At 56.7% G+C, this 17,597-nt stretch carries 15 protein-coding genes; 9 read left to right on the forward strand and 6 right to left on the reverse strand.

Going from position 1 to position 17,597, the window contains the following annotated elements:
- Positions 1–183: 183 nt before the first annotated feature.
- From fhuA to fhuB, 4 genes are read left to right on the forward strand one after another with little or no spacing between them, the layout of a single operon-like run.
- Positions 184–2,394 carry a ferrichrome porin FhuA gene (gene fhuA / locus MXM41_RS13600; RefSeq protein WP_325932509.1) on the forward strand — a complete coding sequence of 737 codons (2,211 nt, stop codon included), beginning with the start codon at positions 184–186 and terminating at the stop codon, positions 2,392–2,394.
- A 54-nt stretch (positions 2,395–2,448) separates the two neighbouring features.
- Complete coding sequence (fhuC, locus tag MXM41_RS13605) at positions 2,449–3,246, forward strand: Fe3+-hydroxamate ABC transporter ATP-binding protein FhuC (protein WP_325932510.1); 798 nt, start codon at positions 2,449–2,451, stop codon at positions 3,244–3,246.
- Positions 3,246–4,133 carry a Fe(3+)-hydroxamate ABC transporter substrate-binding protein FhuD gene (gene fhuD / locus MXM41_RS13610; protein WP_418936785.1) on the forward strand — a complete coding sequence of 296 codons (888 nt, stop codon included), beginning with the start codon at positions 3,246–3,248 and terminating at the stop codon, positions 4,131–4,133. Before fhuC ends, fhuD begins: the two co-directional genes overlap by 1 nt.
- A complete protein-coding gene (gene fhuB / locus MXM41_RS13615) occupies positions 4,130–6,112 on the forward strand; it encodes a Fe(3+)-hydroxamate ABC transporter permease FhuB (protein WP_325932514.1) in 1,983 nt (660 codons plus the stop codon). The genes fhuD and fhuB overlap by 4 nt, the downstream gene beginning before the upstream one ends.
- 148 nt (positions 6,113–6,260) lie before the next feature.
- Here the strand turns inward: fhuB and hemL are convergent, their stop codons facing one another.
- The gene (gene hemL, locus MXM41_RS13620) at positions 6,261–7,541 is read right to left on the reverse strand and encodes a glutamate-1-semialdehyde 2,1-aminomutase (protein WP_325932515.1); all 1,281 of its coding nucleotides are present in this window, start codon (positions 7,539–7,541) and stop codon (positions 6,261–6,263) included.
- A gap of 178 nt (positions 7,542–7,719) precedes the next feature.
- On the opposite strand from hemL, the gene clcA reads away from it, so the two are divergent.
- Entirely contained in the window at positions 7,720–9,096 is a 1,377-nt protein-coding gene (clcA, locus tag MXM41_RS13625) for a H(+)/Cl(-) exchange transporter ClcA (RefSeq protein ID WP_325932516.1), read from the forward strand.
- 79 nt (positions 9,097–9,175) lie between these two features.
- Positions 9,176–9,520, forward strand: a complete 345-nt coding sequence (gene erpA / locus MXM41_RS13630) for an iron-sulfur cluster insertion protein ErpA (RefSeq protein WP_039030319.1) — start codon at positions 9,176–9,178, stop codon at positions 9,518–9,520.
- A 56-nt stretch (positions 9,521–9,576) separates the two neighbouring features.
- Here the strand turns inward: erpA and MXM41_RS13635 are convergent, their stop codons facing one another.
- Genes MXM41_RS13635 through mtnN form a run of 3 tightly spaced genes read right to left on the reverse strand, consistent with a single transcriptional unit; the run spans position 9,577 to position 11,712 of the window.
- On the reverse strand, positions 9,577–10,203 hold the full coding sequence (locus MXM41_RS13635; RefSeq protein ID WP_325932517.1) for a TRIC cation channel family protein: 627 nt from the start codon (positions 10,201–10,203) through the stop codon (positions 9,577–9,579).
- 17 nt (positions 10,204–10,220) lie between these two features.
- A complete protein-coding gene (gene btuF / locus MXM41_RS13640) occupies positions 10,221–11,021 on the reverse strand; it encodes a vitamin B12 ABC transporter substrate-binding protein BtuF (protein ID WP_325932518.1) in 801 nt (266 codons plus the stop codon).
- Positions 11,014–11,712 carry a 5'-methylthioadenosine/S-adenosylhomocysteine nucleosidase gene (gene mtnN, locus MXM41_RS13645; protein ID WP_325932519.1) on the reverse strand — a complete coding sequence of 233 codons (699 nt, stop codon included), beginning with the start codon at positions 11,710–11,712 and terminating at the stop codon, positions 11,014–11,016. Before mtnN ends, btuF begins: the two co-directional genes overlap by 8 nt.
- Positions 11,713–11,794: 82 nt before the next feature.
- Between mtnN and dgt the strand changes: the two genes are divergently transcribed.
- The 3 genes from dgt (at position 11,795) to cdaR (ending at position 16,184) form a co-directional block, all read left to right on the forward strand.
- Positions 11,795–13,309 carry a dGTPase gene (gene dgt / locus MXM41_RS13650; RefSeq protein WP_325932520.1) on the forward strand — a complete coding sequence of 505 codons (1,515 nt, stop codon included), beginning with the start codon at positions 11,795–11,797 and terminating at the stop codon, positions 13,307–13,309.
- Positions 13,310–13,439: 130 nt separating this feature from the next.
- Positions 13,440–14,867, forward strand: coding sequence for a serine endoprotease DegP (gene degP, locus MXM41_RS13655; RefSeq protein WP_325932521.1), 1,428 nt, complete (start codon positions 13,440–13,442; stop codon positions 14,865–14,867).
- Between the two features lie 159 nt (positions 14,868–15,026).
- On the forward strand, positions 15,027–16,184 hold the full coding sequence (gene cdaR, locus MXM41_RS13660; protein ID WP_039030313.1) for a DNA-binding transcriptional regulator CdaR: 1,158 nt from the start codon (positions 15,027–15,029) through the stop codon (positions 16,182–16,184).
- 83 nt (positions 16,185–16,267) lie between these two features.
- On the opposite strand, the gene MXM41_RS13665 is transcribed toward cdaR, so the two are convergent.
- Positions 16,268–16,657 carry a DUF3461 family protein gene (locus tag MXM41_RS13665; protein WP_032616607.1) on the reverse strand — a complete coding sequence of 130 codons (390 nt, stop codon included), beginning with the start codon at positions 16,655–16,657 and terminating at the stop codon, positions 16,268–16,270.
- Positions 16,658–16,768: 111 nt separating this feature from the next.
- Positions 16,769–17,593 carry a 2,3,4,5-tetrahydropyridine-2,6-dicarboxylate N-succinyltransferase gene (gene dapD, locus MXM41_RS13670; RefSeq protein ID WP_008501915.1) on the reverse strand — a complete coding sequence of 275 codons (825 nt, stop codon included), beginning with the start codon at positions 17,591–17,593 and terminating at the stop codon, positions 16,769–16,771.
- Positions 17,594–17,597 lie beyond the last annotated feature (4 nt).

Here is a 17,597-nt window from a genome sequence, read left to right on the forward strand (position 1 = left end):
CCTCTTCTACAGTATCAATCCCGTTTATTAACCCTTCATATCGCATTGTTTAATTCTTATACCCTCATTCCCTGTAGGGCCGCATATCGCTTGCTATGCCGTGAATGTTTCGCATAATATGCTGCGGTCATAATAATAATTCTCGTTTACGTTATCATTCACTCTTTCATCAGAGAGATACCAATGGCGCTTTCAAAAACTGCTCAGCCAATGCAATCTTCGCTGCGTAAAATCGCAGTTGTTGTAGCCACAGCGGTTAGCGGCATGTCTGCTTACGCTCACGCTGCCGAGACCCCTAAAAAAGAAGAAACTATCACCGTCACCGCAGCGCCTGCTCCACAGGAGAGCGCATGGGGTCCAGCGGCGACCATTGCGGCTAAACACACTGCAACAGCCACTAAAACTGATACTCCGATTGAGAAAACTCCGCAGTCTATTTCCGTGGTCACGCGTGAAGAAATGGACATGAAACAGCCGGGTACGGTTAAGCAAGCTCTGGCCTATACGCCAAGTGTCTTTGCCACGCGCGGCGCGTCGACGACATACGACGTGGTTTCCATCCGTGGCTTCACTACCTCCAGTACCGTGAATACTAACCAGTACCTGGATGGAATGAAGCTGCAGGGTGATAACTATTCTGAAGCGTCCATGGATCCGTATTTCCTTGAACGTGTTGAATTGCTGCGTGGTCCAACTTCCGTCCTGTATGGCAAAAGCCATCCCGGTGGTGTGGTCAGTATGGTCAGCAAGCGCCCAACCACCGAACCGCTGAAAGAAATTCAGTTTAAGATGGGCACCGATAACCTGTGGCAAACTGGGTTTGACTTCAGTGATGCGATTGATGACAACGGCATTTGGTCATACCGCCTGACTGGCCTGGGTCGTAGTGAAAATGCGCAGCAGGAAATGGTCAAGTCGACGCGCTATGCAGTTGCGCCTTCATTCAGCTGGCGTCCTGACGATAAAACCGATTTCACTTTCCTGAGTAACTTCCAGAGCGACCCGGATGCGGGCTACTACGGCTGGCTGCCACGGGAAGGTACCGTAGTGCCTTACTATGATGCCAATGGAAACGCACACAAGCTGCCGACCGATTTCAATGAAGGGGATGAAGACAACAAAATTTCCCGTCGCCAGAAAATGGTGGGTTACAGCTTCTCGCATCAATTTGACGATACCTTTACCGTGCGTCAAAACCTACGCTATACCAAAGTTAACACTCTTTACCGTTCTGTTTATGGCAACGGCTATATCGCCCCTGCGCAAATCAGCCGCGCTTATGTGCGCTCTGATGAAAATCTTAACTCGTTCACCGTTGATACGCAGTTGCAGTCCAAATTTGCGACAGGTGCAGTCGACCATACCCTGTTAACGGGTGTCGATTACCTGCGCATGCGCAACGATATTGATGCTGACTATGGCACCGCTGACCCAATCAGCATGACCAATCCGCAGCACAATGATGCGAATATCAATGTGAACTTCCCGTATGCCGTGCTTAATCGTCAGGAACAAACGGGCCTTTACGCACAAGATCAGGCTGAATGGGATAAATGGGTTCTGACACTTGGCGGACGCTATGATTTCGCCAAAACTTCAACGCTGACACGTTCCACTAACACTACGGCTGAAATCAACGACCAGGCATTCACCTGGCGTGGTGGGATCAACTACCTGTTCGACAACGGTATCACGCCGTACTTCAGCTACAGCGAATCCTTCGAGCCTATTTCCGGTGGAACGCAGGGCGGTAAACCATTTGATCCGGCGCGCGGTAAGCAATATGAAGCGGGCGTGAAATACGTACCGAAAGATCTGCCTGTTGTTGTAACGGCTGCTGTGTATCAGCTGACCAAGAACAATAACCTGACTGCCGATCCGGCAAATCCGACCAGCGGCTTTAGTGTGCAGGGCGGTGAAATTCGCTCACGTGGTTTTGAACTGGAAGCCAAAGCGGCAGTAAGTGCCAATATCGACCTGACTGCCTCCTATAGCTACACTGATGCAGAGTACACGCACGATACCTGGTATGAAGGACGACGTCCGGCAGAGGTGCCACGTAACATGGCTTCGTTGTGGGCAGATTACACCTTCCACGAAACAGCATTGAGCGGCCTGACTGTCGGTGCGGGTACCCGTTACATCGGTAATACGGTCTCCTACTATTCATCCACATCTTCAAAAGCTTACCAGTCATTTAACGTGGCAGGCTATGCGCTGGTGGATGCAACCGTGAAATACGATCTGGCACGCTTCGGACTGCCTGGTTCTTCAGTAGGCGTCAACGTTAATAACATCTTTGATCGTGAATATGTCTCCAGTTGCTATAGCGAATATGCTTGCTACTGGGGTGCTGAACGTCAGGTTGTCGCGACGGCGACCTTCCGCTTCTAATCTCTAAACTTGGGCACGTTTTTCGTGCCCTTTTCTTTACTTAAGTTGGCTGACATGCAGGAAAACAACCCGCACTCTGATACCACTTTCGCGCTTGATAGCGTCTCCTTTCGCGTTCCCGGACGCACGCTGCTGCATCCGCTTTCGCTGACCTTTCCCGCAGGCCAGGTGACCGGCCTTATCGGCCATAACGGCTCCGGAAAATCCACCTTACTGAAGATGCTGGGCCGTCATCAGCCGCCTTCAGAGGGCGATATTCTGCTGGACGGACAGCCGCTGGAGAGCTGGAACAGCAAAGCCTTTGCCCGCAAAGTCGCCTATCTGCCCCAGCAGCTGCCGCAGGCGGAAGGGATGACCGTCCGCGAGCTGGTGGCGATCGGGCGTTATCCGTGGCATGGCGCGCTGGGCCGTTTTGGCGTGGCCGACCGCGAGAAAGTGGAAGAGGCGATTACGCTGGTGGGCTTAAAGCCGCTGGCTCACCGTCTGGTGGATAGCCTCTCCGGCGGCGAGCGCCAGCGGGCGTGGATTGCCATGCTGGTTGCGCAGGACAGCCGTTGTTTACTGCTGGATGAGCCGACATCCGCTCTTGATATCGCTCATCAGGTGGACGTACTGGCGCTGGTGCATCGTTTAAGCCAGCAGCGTGGCCTGACCGTGATTGCGGTGCTGCACGACATCAACATGGCGGCGCGTTACTGCGACTATCTGGTGGCGCTGCGGGGCGGCGAGATGATCGCGCAAGGCACGCCGGACGAGCTGATGCGCAGCGAGACGCTGGAAAACATTTACGGAATTCCAATGGGTATTCTGCCGCATCCTGCCGGAGCGGCACCGGTGAGCTTTGTCTATTGATGCCTGATTTAATGATTAGCCGCCGTCGGCTGCTGACGGCCATGGCCCTGTCGCCGCTACTGTGGAAAATGGGCCCGGCCCACGCCGCTGCTGTTGATTCCGAGCGCATTGTGGCTCTGGAGTGGCTCCCCGTTGAACTGCTACTGGCGCTCGGCGTGACCCCTTACGGCGTGGCCGATATTCCCAACTACACCCTGTGGGTGAACGAGCCGCGGCTGCCGGAGTCGGTTATCGACATCGGCCTGCGTACCGAGCCTAACCTCGAACTGCTCACCCAGATGAAACCTTCATACCTGGTCTGGTCGGCAGGCTATGGCCCGTCGGAAGAGAAGCTGGCGCGGATTGCGCCAGGGCGCGGTTTCGCCTTCAGCGACGGTAAAAAGCCGCTGGCCAATGCCCGTAAATCCTTAACCGAGATGGCGCAGCTCCTGAATCTGGAAAAGGCAGCCCGCGAGCATCTCGATCATTTCGACAGCGTGATTGACAGTTACAAACCGCGCTTTGCCGGTCGCGGCGATCGTCCGCTGCTGATGGTTACACTGCTCGACGCCCGCCATATGCTGGTGTTTGGCAATAACTGCCTGTTCCAGGAAGTGCTGGATCGCTATGGCATTAAAAACGCCTGGGAAGGGGAGATGACCTTCTGGGGCAGCACTGCCGTCGGCATCGATCGTCTGGCGGCGTTTAAGGATGTGGATGTGCTGTGCTTCGATCACGGTAACGAGCGCGAAATGCAGACCTTAATGGCGACGCCGCTGTGGCAGGCGATGCCCTTTGTCCGCCAGCAGCGCGTTAAGCGCGTGCCGGCGGTGTGGTTCTACGGCGCGACGCTGTCGGCCATGCATTTTGCCCGGGTGCTCGATAACGCACTGGGAGGCCAGGCATGAGGTCACGGATTGCCCTTTTCCCGGCGCTGTTTATGGCGCTCTTGCTGGTTGTCGCGCTGGGCTTAACCTGGTGGAACCTGAACCTGGCGCTGCCGCGCGGCCAGTGGGGAGCGGCGCTGGTCGCCCCGGATATCGACAATATTCAACAGATGCTGTTCCACTACAGCCTGCTGCCACGACTGGCAATCTCACTGCTGGTGGGGGCAGGGCTTGGGCTGGTGGGCGTGCTGTTCCAGCAGGTGCTGCGTAACCCGTTGGCGGAGCCGACCACTCTTGGCGTGGCAACCGGCGCCCAGCTGGGGATGACCATCGTCACTTTGTGGGCGCTGCCGGGGGCGCTGGCACCGCAGTTTGCCGCGCTGGTGGGTGCCTGCGTAGTGGGGGCGATTGTGTTTGGCGTGGCCTGGGGTAAACGCCTCTCGCCGGTGACGCTGATCCTCGCCGGTCTGGTAGTGAGCCTGTACTGCGGGGCGGTTAATCAGCTGCTGGCGATTTTCCACCACGACCAGTTGCAGAGCATGTTCCTGTGGAGTACCGGGCCGCTGACGCAAACCGACTGGAGCATCGTCCAGCGCCTGTGGCCGCAGCTGCTGGGCGGCGTGGTGCTGACCCTGCTGCTGCTGCGCCCGCTTACTCTTATGGGGCTGGATGATGGCGTGGCGCGCAACCTCGGGCTGGCGCTGTCGCTGGCGCGGCTGGCGGCGCTGACGCTGGCGATTGTGATAAGCGCCCTGCTGGTGAACGCCGTGGGCATCATCGGCTTTATCGGCCTCTTCGCGCCGCTGCTGGCGAAAATGCTCGGGGCACGACGCTTGCTTTCCCGGCTGATGCTGGCCCCGCTGATTGGGGCACTGATCCTCTGGCTTTCCGACCAGGTGATCCTCTGGCTGACCCGGGTGTGGATGGAAGTCTCCACCGGTTCCGTAACCGCGCTGATTGGCGCGCCGCTGCTGCTGTGGCTGCTGCCGCGTCTGCGAAGCATGAGCGCCCCGGCGATGAATGCGGGCGACAAAGTGCAGGCTGAGCGCCACCACGTGGTGTGGTTTGCCCTGGCGGGCGGGGCGGTGCTGCTGCTGGCCGTGATGGCGGCGATGGCGTTTGGCCGTGATGCAGCGGGCTGGCACTGGGCGAACGGGGCGATGCTCGATGAACTGCTCCCGTGGCGCGCGCCGCGTATTTTTGCCGCCCTGATGGCCGGGGTAATGCTGGCGGTGGCGGGCTGCATTATTCAGCGGCTCACCGGCAACCCGATGGCGAGCCCGGAAGTGCTGGGGATAAGCTCCGGTGCGGCATTTGGCGTGGTGCTGATGCTCTTTTTTGTGCCGGGTAATGCCTTTGGCTGGCTGATGCCGGCGGGTAGCCTTGGCGCCGCGGCAACGCTGCTGATCATCCTGGTCTCCGCCGGGCGCGGTGGGTTCTCGCCGCACCGGATGCTGCTGGCGGGGATGGCGCTGAGTACCGCCTTCACTATGCTGCTGATGATGCTCCAGGCCAGCGGCGATCCGCGCATGGCGCAGATCCTGACCTGGATCTCCGGTTCAACCTATAACGCGACGACCGAGCAGGTGATGAGCACCGGGATGGCGATGATCGTCCTGCTGGCGTTGGTCCCGCTGTGTCGCCGTTGGCTGACGGTGCTGCCGCTGGGTGGCGATACGGCCCGTTCAGTGGGCATGGCGCTGAACAGCTCGCGAATCGGCCTGCTGCTGCTGGCGGCGGCGCTGACGGCGACCGCGACCCTGACCATCGGTCCGCTGAGTTTTATCGGGCTGATGGCGCCGCATATCACGCGGATGATGGGCTTCCGGCGGACGATGCCGCACGTTGTGATGTCGGCGTTAATCGGGGGAATACTGCTGGTGTTCGCTGACTGGTGTGGCCGGATGGTGCTGTTCCCGTATCAGATCCCGGCGGGGCTGTTATCCACCTTTATCGGCGCGCCGTACTTTATCTATCTTCTGCGTAAGCAGAGCCGGTAAAAAAGCCGGGTGGCGGCTTCGCCTTACCCGGCCTACGAGGTCAATGCAAAACGGCAACCATGGGTTGCCGTTTTTTATGTGTGCTCCCTCTCCCTGTGGGAGAGGGTTGGGGTGAGGGCATCAGGCCGCCACCCGACAAACAACATCATCAGAGCTTCGCAAACACCCGACGCGCCGCGTCGATGGTGTTGTTGATATCTTCTTCGCTGTGCGCAACTGACATAAAGCCCGCTTCAAACGCCGACGGCGCCAGGTAAACGCCTTCTTCCAGCATCAGGTGGAAGAAACGCCTGAAGCGCTCAACGTCACACTGCACCACGTCCTGATAGCAGGTCACGGTTTTGGCGCTGGTGAAAAAGATGCCGAACATACCGCCAACGTGGTTCACCACCAGTGGGATGCCCGCATCTTCCGCTGCTTCCAGCAGGCCGTTTGCCAGCTGGGTAGTGCGGTCGGTCAGGGTGGCGTGGATCCCCGGCTGGGCAACTTCGGTCAGGCAGGCAAAACCGGCCGCCATCGCAATCGGGTTACCGGAGAGGGTGCCTGCCTGGTAAACCGGACCGGTTGGCGCCAGCGCGTCCATCACCTCTTTGCGACCGCCAAAGGCGCCCACCGGCATACCGCCGCCGATGATTTTGCCCAGACAGGTCAGATCCGGCACCACGTCGTAATAGGCCTGGGCGCCCGCCAGCGCCACACGAAAACCGGTCATCACTTCGTCGATAATCAGCAGCGCGCCGAACTCGTCGCACAGCGCACGCAGGCCCGGCAGGAAATCCGGCTGCGGTGGAATGCAGTTCATATTGCCTGCCACCGGCTCGACGATAATGCAGGCGATCTCCTGCGGGTACTGTTCAAATGCGGCACGCACTGAATCGAGATCGTTATAGGTGCAGGTCAGGGTGTGCTTCGCGAAGTCCGCCGGAACGCCCGGGGAGTTCGGCTGGCCGAGGGTCAGCGCGCCGGAACCGGCTTTCACCAGCAGGCAGTCTGCATGACCGTGGTAGCAGCCTTCGAACTTGATGATTTTGTCGCGGCCGGTAAAGCCACGCGCCAGACGGATGGCGCTCATGGTCGCTTCGGTACCGGAGTTCACCATGCGCACCATATCCATAGTCGGAACCAGTTCGGTGACCAGCTCCGCCATTTTGACTTCCATCTCGGTAGGGGCACCGAAACTTAAACCGCGCTCCGCCGCCTCGATCACCGCGTTGCGAATAGCCGGGTGGTTATGCCCTAATACCATCGGGCCCCATGAGCCGACATAGTCGATATAGGCTTTGCCATCCACATCATACAGACGGGCGCCATCGGCACGTTCGATAAACAGCGGTGTACCGCCCACGCCGGTAAAGGCACGGACCGGGGAGTTAACACCGCCAGGGATAAGCTCGCGGGCAGCGCTGTACAAGGTTTCAGACTTACTCATGGCGTGGTTCCTGATTCTGGAATAAGAATTAAGCGTACTATTCTAAGTGATTCGCCCTTGCTTATGCACGTTTGCGCGCCTTAAAGGTTACATTCATTAATTAAAATGGCGCGACGCTGGCGGCCCGGCCCTTTAAAATGGCGGCCTGCTATTTGTCATACCTATAAATGATCATGCGATGAAAACTGATACTCCCTCTTTTGAAATGCAGCAATACGCGCGGATGCGGCGTCGGGTCAAAATCCGTCACCTCCTCAACCGGGATAAAACGCCGCTGGCGATCCTGCTGCTGGCAGCCCTGGTCGGTACGCTGGCCGGGCTGGTTGGCGTGGCCTTTGAGCGAGCCGTCAATGCGGTGATGTACTGGCGCATCGGTACTCTGGCGGGCTGGGCCGATCAGCCCTATGTGATCTGGCCGATGGCCTTTATTTTCTCTGCCCTGCTGGCGATGGTGGGGTACTTCCTGGTGCGAAAATATGCCCCGGAAGCGGGTGGGTCGGGCATTCCGGAAATCGAAGGGGCGCTGGAAGAGCTGCGACCGGTACGCTGGTGGCGCGTCTTGCCGGTGAAATTTATCGGCGGTATGGGCACGCTGGGGGCGGGGATGGTGCTGGGCCGTGAAGGGCCGACGGTGCAGCTCGGCGGCAATATCGGCCGTATGGTCGTCGATCTCTTCCGGCTGCGCAGCGGCGAAGCGCGTCATACGCTGCTGGCGACGGGGGCGGCGGCGGGTCTGTCTGCTGCGTTTAACGCGCCGCTGGCCGGTATCCTGTTTATCATCGAAGAGATGCGTCCGCAGTTTCGCTACAACCTTATCTCCATCAAAGCCGTCTTTACCGGCGTGATCATGTCGAGCATTGTCTATCGCCTGTGCAATGGGGAGGGAGCCGTGATTGAGGTCGGCAAGCTGTCCAGTGCGCCGGTCAATACCCTCTGGCTGTATCTGATCCTCGGCATGATTTTTGGCATCGTCGGCCCGCTGTTTAACGCGCTGGTGCTGCGTACTCAGGATCTGTTCCAGCGTATTCACGGCGGAAACATTACGAAATGGGTGCTGGTGGGCGGCCTGATTGGCGGGATGTGCGGTGTGCTGGGGATGATCATGCCAGAAATCTCAGGCGGCGGGTTTGCACTAATCCCCATTGCCGCCGCCGGGAACTACAGCGTGGGCCTGCTGCTGCTGTTCTTTATCGTGCGCACGGCCACGACGCTACTCTGTTTCTCTTCCGGCGCGCCGGGCGGAATTTTCGCTCCGATGCTGGCGTTGGGCACGCTGCTGGGATCGGCATTTGGTATGGCGGCGGCGGCTGGTTTCCCGGCGTATCAGCTTGACGCAGGCACTTTTGCCATCGCGGGAATGGGGGCGCTGCTGGCGGCCTCAGTGCGCGCGCCGCTGACCGGCATTGTGCTGGTGCTGGAGATGACCGACAATTACCAGCTCATTTTGCCAATGATCATTACCTGCCTTGGGGCCACACTATTGGCCCAGTTCCTTGGCGGGAAACCGCTATACTCCACCATTCTTGCCCGTACCCTGGCGAAGCAGAATACTTGAATGAATTACCAGGGTATTAGATAATGACAACAAGAATTGGGTGTTTTTTACCCACCAGAAGTATTCATGGGAGCATAAGATGAGTGATGACGTAGCGCTGCCGTTGCAGTTTACCGAAGCAGCAGCCAAAAAAGTAAAAGACCTGATTTCCGATGAAGACAATCCGGAGCTGAAATTACGTGTATACATTACCGGCGGCGGCTGCAGCGGCTTCCAGTATGGATTCACCTTTGACGATCAGGTTAATGATGGCGACATGACCATCGAGAAGCAGGGCGTCGCGCTGGTCGTTGACCCGATGAGCCTGCAGTACCTGGTCGGTGGCTCCGTTGACTACACCGAAGGTCTGGAAGGTTCGCGCTTTGTGGTAACCAACCCGAACGCGACAAGCACCTGTGGGTGTGGTTCTTCGTTCAGCATCTAAAATTGTGCGGCGATAAACAAACGAAAAACGGTAACCTTCAGGTTACCGTTTTTGTTTTATGAACGCCCGTTATCATCCAGTGCGAAGGTCGGCAGTTTCAGGTGCCAGCGGATTGCCGCCAGCCTGATCCCCAGCGTCACCACCATCCCGAGCATTGCCGCCTGCTCCAGCGGAACATGAAAAGTGTACCAGGCCGTGGCATGGACGATCCCACCCAGAATACAGGCTGTGGCGTAGATTTCCGTTCGCAGGATCATTGGCACTTCACGCGCCAGAATATCGCGGATAATTCCGCCGCCCACGCCGGTGACTACCCCCATACAGATCGCCACCATCGGGCCGGTTCCAGCCATAAACGCCTTGTTGACCCCAATGCCGACAAACACCGCGAGGCCGACGGCATCCAGCACCGGCAGCAGCCATTTCGGCAGGCGGCGCGGCTGGCGAACGAGGATAATGGTTAACAGACAGGTGACCATCGCCACCACCAGGTCGGTGGGATCTTTGACCCAGAACACCGGACCATGATCGAGCGCCATATCGCGGATGGTGCCGCCGCCAACGGCGGTGACCACGCCTAACACCAGGACGCCAAATGGATCCATACGTAATTTACCGGCCAGCAGAACGCCGGAAATCGCAAAAACGGCTGTGCCAAGAATATCCAGCCAGTAAACGAGCATCGTCATCCTCGAGAAAATTAATGGCTCTGTGACAGCGCAGAGCAGAGTTGTTTTGCGGCGAGGATAATACGCGGGCTCGCGCGCTCAAACCAGTCACTCTTAAGGGCAATTACCGGTATTTTTAACTGACTTTGCCAGTACTGCTCTGTCTTCGGGATATCTCCTGCGGAACCCGCCACTACTATCGCCTGCGGCTGACGCGCCAGCACCTGCTCGCGGCTCACCTGGGGCCAGGGCACCCGACTGCCAGCGAAGATATTCTCACCGCCACAAAGCTCTACCACCTGATGCTGCAGGGAGCTCTTGCTGGTCGTAAACAGGGGTTGTTGACCAAACTGGATAAATACCCGCTTTTTCGGCATCGCGCCGTAGGTAGCCTTCAGGGCTGCCAGATCGGCCAGCATCTGCTGCGAGGCCTGTTGCGCCTGTTCCGGCGTCGGGCTCCAGGGGGCCAGATCGCGAAGGGCCTTAGCAATCTGCTCAATACTGGTGGCATCGATCCACTGCACTTTTATCCCGAGCGAAGAGAGCTGGTTTACCTGACGTTCTGCATTCCCGCCGCGCCAGGCCAGCACCAGATCGGGCTTAAGCGCAACGATGCGTTCAACGTTCATGCCTTGCCAGGTGGCGACCTGTTCAATTTTAGCTGCTGCGGGGGGATAGTCGGAATAACTGCTGACCCCGACGGGGGTAATTCCGGCCGCAAACGCCAGTTCGGTATTTGCCGGGGAAAGGGTGATAACACGCGGCGCAGCCAGAAGCCACGCCGGTGTCAGCAGAAACAGCGCAAGAAGCGCTCTGACGAGCGGCTTAGCCACGCGCCAGTTTCTGTACCAGCGTCTCAACCATGAGGCTGGACTGTTTGGCGGCAACCACGAGGAACTCGTCGAAACTCAGGTGAGATTGCTGATCGGCCACGTCGGAGATGGCGCGAACCACCACGAACGGCACGCTGAAGTTATGGCAAACGTGGGCGATGGCGGTCGCTTCCATCTCCACAGCAATCGCCTGCGGGAAGTTGTGACGGATTTTCGCCAGGCTCACGGAGCCGTTGATAAAGGCATCGCCACTGACAATCAGGCCGCGCACGGCGTTGAGGTTCAGTTCTTCGATGCAGCTTTGTGCGGCGGCAACCAGTTTTTCATCGGCCTTAAAGCCTGCCGGGCAGCCCGGAAGCTGGCCGTACTCGTAACCAAAGGCGGTCACATCGGCGTCGTGGTAGCGCGCTTCGTCAGAGACCACAATGTCACCCACTTTCAGGGTTGGCGCGAGGCCGCCCGCAGAGCCAGTGTTGATGATCACATCTGGCTTGCAGCGCTCGAGCAGCAGGGTGGCACCCAGCGCGGCGGAGACCTTACCGATACCCGATTTCAGCAGAGCAATTTCAGTACCGTTCAGCGTGCCGGTGTAGATCTCGCACCCGCCCAGAGAGAGGCTCTGACGGTTCTCAATTTTGTCACGCAGCAGCGTAACTTCTTCTTCCATTGCTCCAATAATACCGATTTTCATAGATTTACTCGCGATGTGCCTTGTTAAGATGCATAGTCTATCATGCGCTTCAGGGGAAACGCATTCTCACGCGGGGGAGCACATGGCACCAATCGATTTTCGCACCAAAATTAACTGGCATCGTCGCTACCGCTCCCCACAGGGGAACAAGAGCGAACATGAGATCCTGCGGATCTTCGAAAGCGACCGCGGACGCATCATTAACTCACCGGCGATCCGTCGGTTGCAGCAAAAAACGCAGGTCTTCCCACTCGAACGCAACGCGGCCGTGCGCACCCGGCTCACCCACTCGCTGGAGGTTCAGCAGGTTGGCCGCTATATCGCGAAAGAGATCTTAAGCCGGCTTAAAGAGCAGCGGCTGCTGGCAACCTACGGGCTGGATGAGCTGACGGGGCCGTTCGAAAGCATCGTTGAGATGGCGTGCCTGATGCACGATATTGGTAATCCTCCCTTTGGTCATTTTGGTGAAGCGGCGATCAATGACTGGTTCCGCCAGCGCCTGTTTCCCTCTGATGCGGCAAGCCAGCCGCTGAGCGACGATCGTTGCCTGGTGCAGGATCTGCGGCTGCGTGAAGGCGAAGAAGTGCTGAACGCGCTACGGCGTAAGGTGCGCCAGGATCTGTGTCATTTTGAGGGCAACGCCCAGGGCATCCGGCTTGTGCACTCCCTGATGCGCATGAACCTTACCTGGGCGCAGGTCGGCTGTATTCTGAAATATACTCGTCCAGCCTGGTGGCAGGGCGATCCTCCCGCAACGCACAATTATTTAATGAAAAAGCCGGGGTATTATTTCTCTGAAGAGACCTATATAGAGCGACTCCGTCAGGAACTCTCCCTTCCGCAGTATGGTCGTTTTCCATTAACCTGGATTATGGAAGCGGCAGACGATATCTCCTATTGCGTCGCCGACCTGGAAGACGCGGTTGAAAAAAAAATATTCAGCGTTGAGGGGCTTTATCAGCATCTTTATGATGCCTGGGGTAACCATGAAAAAGGTTCGTTGTTTTCGCAGGTTGTTGAAAACGCCTGGGAGAAATCGCGCTCCAACTCCCTCAGCCGCAGCACTGAAGATCAGTTCTTTATGTATTTACGCGTCAATACCCTTAATAAACTGGTGCCCTATGCGGCTGAGCGTTTTATAGACAATATTGAGGAAATTTACCGCGGCGAATTTAACCATGCGCTGCTGGAGGATGACAGTGACTTCAGTCAACTGCTTGAGCTATATAAGAATGTTGCGATGCGACATGTGTTCAGCCATCCCGAGGTCGAGCAGCTGGAATTACAAGGCTATCGCGTGATAACCGGCCTGCTGGAGATCTATCGTCCATTGCTGCAATTATCCGTAGACGAGTTTAGCGAGCTGGTAGAAAAGGAGCGGGTACGCCGTTTTCCGATTGAATCCCGACTATTTCATAAACTTTCGACGCGCCATCGGCTGGCATATGTGGAATCAATCAGTAAATTAGAAAGGCAGCATGCGGACTGGCCGGTACTGGAGTTTTATTATCGCTGCCGCCTGATCCAGGACTATATTAGCGGAATGACGGACTTGTATGCATGGGATGAATACCGCAAGCTGATGGCGGTGGAATAAGCGTGAGTTTTGTAAAGATGGACAATAAATTTTTACTTTTTCCAGAAACTTAATACCGGAACTAAGCGCGGCAAAACGAATCTGATATACACAGCAATTGTGCGTGACCTGTAAATCGAGATTAAGAAACATGAAAAAAACCACTTTAGCAATGAGTGCACTGGCTCTGAGTTTAGGATTAGCGCTGTCTCCTCTGTCTGCCAGCGCAGCGGAGACCGTATCGTCGGCAGCCACTGCACAGCAGATGCCAAGCCTGGCGCCGATGCTGGAAAAAGTGATGCCATCGGTGGTCAGTATCAATGTCGAGGGCAGCACGACCGTTAACACCCCACGCATGCCGCGTAATTTCCAGCAGTTCTTCGGCGATAACTCGCCGTTCTGCCAGGAGGGTTCACCGTTCCAGAGCTCGCCATTCTGTCAGGGCGATAGCGTCGGCAACGGCGGCGGCCAGCAGCAGAAGTTTATGGCGCTGGGTTCAGGCGTTATTATTGATGCGGCCAAAGGCTACGTCGTGACTAACAATCACGTGGTAGATAATGCCAGCAGCATTAAGGTTCAGCTGAGCGACGGGCGTAAGCTCGACGCCAAAATGGTCGGGAAAGATCCACGCTCTGATATCGCCCTGATTCAGATTCAGGATCCAAAAAACCTGACCGCGATTAAGCTGGCTGACTCTGACGCGCTGCGCGTAGGGGATTACACCGTGGCTATCGGTAACCCGTTCGGTCTGGGTGAAACGGTCACTTCCGGTATTGTTTCAGCCCTCGGCCGTAGCGGTCTGAACGCGGAAAATTACGAAAACTTTATTCAGACAGATGCAGCGATTAACCGCGGTAACTCTGGTGGCGCACTGGTCAACCTGAACGGTGAGCTGATCGGGATTAACACTGCGATCCTTGCGCCAGACGGCGGCAATATCGGCATCGGCTTTGCCATCCCAAGCAACATGGTGAAAAATCTGACGTCACAGATGGTTGAGTTTGGCCAGGTTAAACGTGGTGAGCTGGGGATCCTGGGCACCGAGCTCAACTCCGAGCTGGCAAAAGCCATGAAGGTTGACGCCCAGCGCGGCGCCTTTGTCAGCCAGGTGATGCCAAACTCCTCAGCGGCGAAGGCGGGGATCAAGGCCGGTGACGTGATCACTACCCTGAACGGCAAACCGGTGAGCAGCTTCGCGGCACTGCGTGCACAAGTAGGCTCTATGCCGGTTGGCAGTAAAGTGACGCTGGGCCTGCTGCGTGAAGGTAAACCGGTGACCGTAAATCTGGAACTGCAGCAGAGCAGCCAGAATCAGGTTGACGCTGGTACGATCTTCAGCGGCATCGAAGGTGCGGATATGAGTAACAAAGGGCAGGATAAAGGCGTGTCGGTAGATAACGTCAAAGCCAACAGCCCGGCTGCCCGTATCGGCCTGAAGAAAGGGGATGTAATTATCGGTGCTAACCAGCAGCCGGTTAAGAACATCGCTGAACTGCGCAAAATTCTCGACAGCAAACCGTCGGTACTGGCGCTGAACATCCAGCGTGGCGACACCTCCCTTTATCTGCTGATGCAGTAACCCGTTCAGCCCCTGTTTCTGCCTGGAAACAGGGGCTTTTTCCTTCCTTTCTGTGAACCCTTCCACAAGTCCATACTTCTCCCCCTGAGTTTGTGCATTCGCACAATGCAGCACGAATTATTCTTCCTTATGCTTGAGCTCTGCTCAGAGGAGGGCGACATGGCTGGCTGGCATCTTGATACCAAAATGGCGCAGGATATCGTGGCGCGAACAATGCGCATCATCGACACCAATATCAACGTGATGGACGCTCGCGGACGGATCATTGGCAGTGGCGATCGCGAACGTATTGGGGAATTGCACGAAGGTGCGCTGCTGGTGCTCTCTCAGGGGCGCGTGGTAGATATTGATGACGCGGTGGCGCGGCATCTTCACGGCGTTCGTCAGGGGATCAACCTGCCGCTGCGTCTGGAGGGCGAAATTGTCGGCGTTATCGGTCTGACCGGCGAGCCGGAGTCATTGCGCAAATACGGTGAGCTGGTCTGTATGACAGCGGAGATGATGCTGGAGCAATCCCGCCTGATGCATCTGCTGGCGCAGGATAGTCGTCTGCGTGAAGAGCTGGTCATGAACCTGATCCAGGCGGAAGAGCATACCCCGGCGCTCACGGAGTGGGCGCAACGTCTGGGCATTGATCTCAACCAGCCCCGTGTCGTGGCGGTGATCGAGGTCGACAGCGGCCAGCTGGGGGTCGACAGCGCCATGGTGGAGCTGCAGCAGCTGCAAAATGCGCTGGCGACGCCGGAGCGCAACAACCTGGTGGCGATCGTCTCGTTAACCGAGATGGTAGTGCTGAAACCGGCGTTAAATCAGTTTGGTCGCTGGGATGCGGAAGATCATCGTCGGCGCGTGGAACAGCTGATTGCGCGGATGAAAGAGAACGGGCAACTGCGTTTTCGGGTGGCATTAGGTAACTACTTTACCGGCCCGGGCAGCATTGCCCGCTCCTGGCGTACGGCCCGTACGACCATGATGGTGGGTAAACAGCGTATGCCGGAAAATCGCAGCTATTTTTACCAGGACTTGATGCTGCCGGTGCTGCTGGACAGCCTGCGTGGCGGCTGGCAGGCCAACGAGCTGGCGCGTCCGCTGGTGCGTCTGAAGGCGATGGACAACAACGGCCTGCTGCGGCGTACGTTGCAGGCCTGGTTCCGCCATAATGTTCAGCCGCTGGCCACGTCGAAAGCGCTCTTCATCCACCGTAATACGCTGGAGTACCGCCTGAACCGTATTTCGGAGTTAACGGGACTGGATCTGGGGAATTTTGACGACCGACTATTACTGTATGTGGCGCTGCAGTTAGACGAGCAGCGGTAATTTTTGCCCGGTGGCGCTGCGCTTACCGGGCTTACGGTTTGGTAGGCCGGGTAAGGCGAAGCCACCACCCGGCACACAGCGGCTTATTTATTACGGGTCAGCTTCTCAAGATCCGCTTCGATTTCCGTGATCTTGTGGGCAACCACGCTTTCCAGATGGCGCAGGTCATCAAGGATCTTACGCTTCAGATCCACTTCAGTACGATCGCGCTGACAAATCTGATCCAGCTCATCAATCACATAACGCAGATTTGGGCTGATCTCCTGTACCTCTTTGTACCCCTGGCCGATGCCGTCGGCTACGACAGTTTTACGCTGGCGCGGATACTTAAACTTTACGCTCTTGGCGAAGAACTCGCCTTTATCCTTGTGGAAATAGATTTTCAGGATATCGTTATTGGCTTCCTGACGGAGGCTGTAACGGTCAATTTCATCAGGATTAGTAATGCCCAGACTTTTCAGATTATCGTACATAGCGGTACCCTTGATCTCAACATAACCCATGAATAATTCACGAAAAAATCTATTTTCGCCACCCTCAGATACAAAAAAAGCGGGGTTGCCCCCGCTTTTTGTTATACCCGATTAATCGATGGTTCGCAGCAGTTCGTTGATACCAACTTTGCCGCGGGTTTTCGCATCGACTTTTTTAACGATAACCGCACAGTACAGGCTGTATTTGCCATCTTTAGAAGGCAGGTTACCGGATACCACCACGGAGCCCGCCGGAACGCGACCGTAATGTACTTCACCGGTTTCACGATCGTAAATACGGGTGCTCTGGCCGATGTACACGCCCATGGAGATCACGGAACCTTCTTCTACAATCACGCCTTCAACCACTTCGGAGCGTGCGCCGATGAAGCAGTTGTCTTCGATGATAGTTGGGTTCGCCTGCAGTGGCTCAAGAACGCCACCGATACCCACGCCGCCAGAGAGGTGAACGTTTTTACCGATCTGCGCACAGGAGCCAACGGTCGCCCAGGTATCCACCATAGTGCCTTCGTCAACATAAGCACCAATGTTGACGTAAGAGGGCATCAGCACAGTATTACGGGCAATAAATGCACCCTGACGAACGGCTGCCGGTGGCACCACGCGGAAACCTTCTTTCTGGAAACGCGCTTCGTCGTAATCCGCGAATTTCATCGGTACTTTATCGAAGTAGCGGCTTTCCGCACCGTCGATAACCTGGTTATCGTTAATACGGAAAGAGAGCAGTACCGCTTTCTTCAGCCACTGGTGAGTGACCCACTGACCGTCGATCTTTTCGGCTACACGCAGCGCGCCGGAATCAAGCAGAGAGATAACCTGATTTACCGCCTCACGGGTCACGGTATCCACATTTGCCGGAGTGATTTCGGCGCGACGCTCAAAAGCGGACTCAATAACGTTCTGTAACTGCTGCATAGTT

It is taken from the genome of Leclercia adecarboxylata (assembly GCF_035787115.1).
Taxonomy (GTDB): domain Bacteria; phylum Pseudomonadota; class Gammaproteobacteria; order Enterobacterales; family Enterobacteriaceae; genus Enterobacter; species Enterobacter adecarboxylatus_E.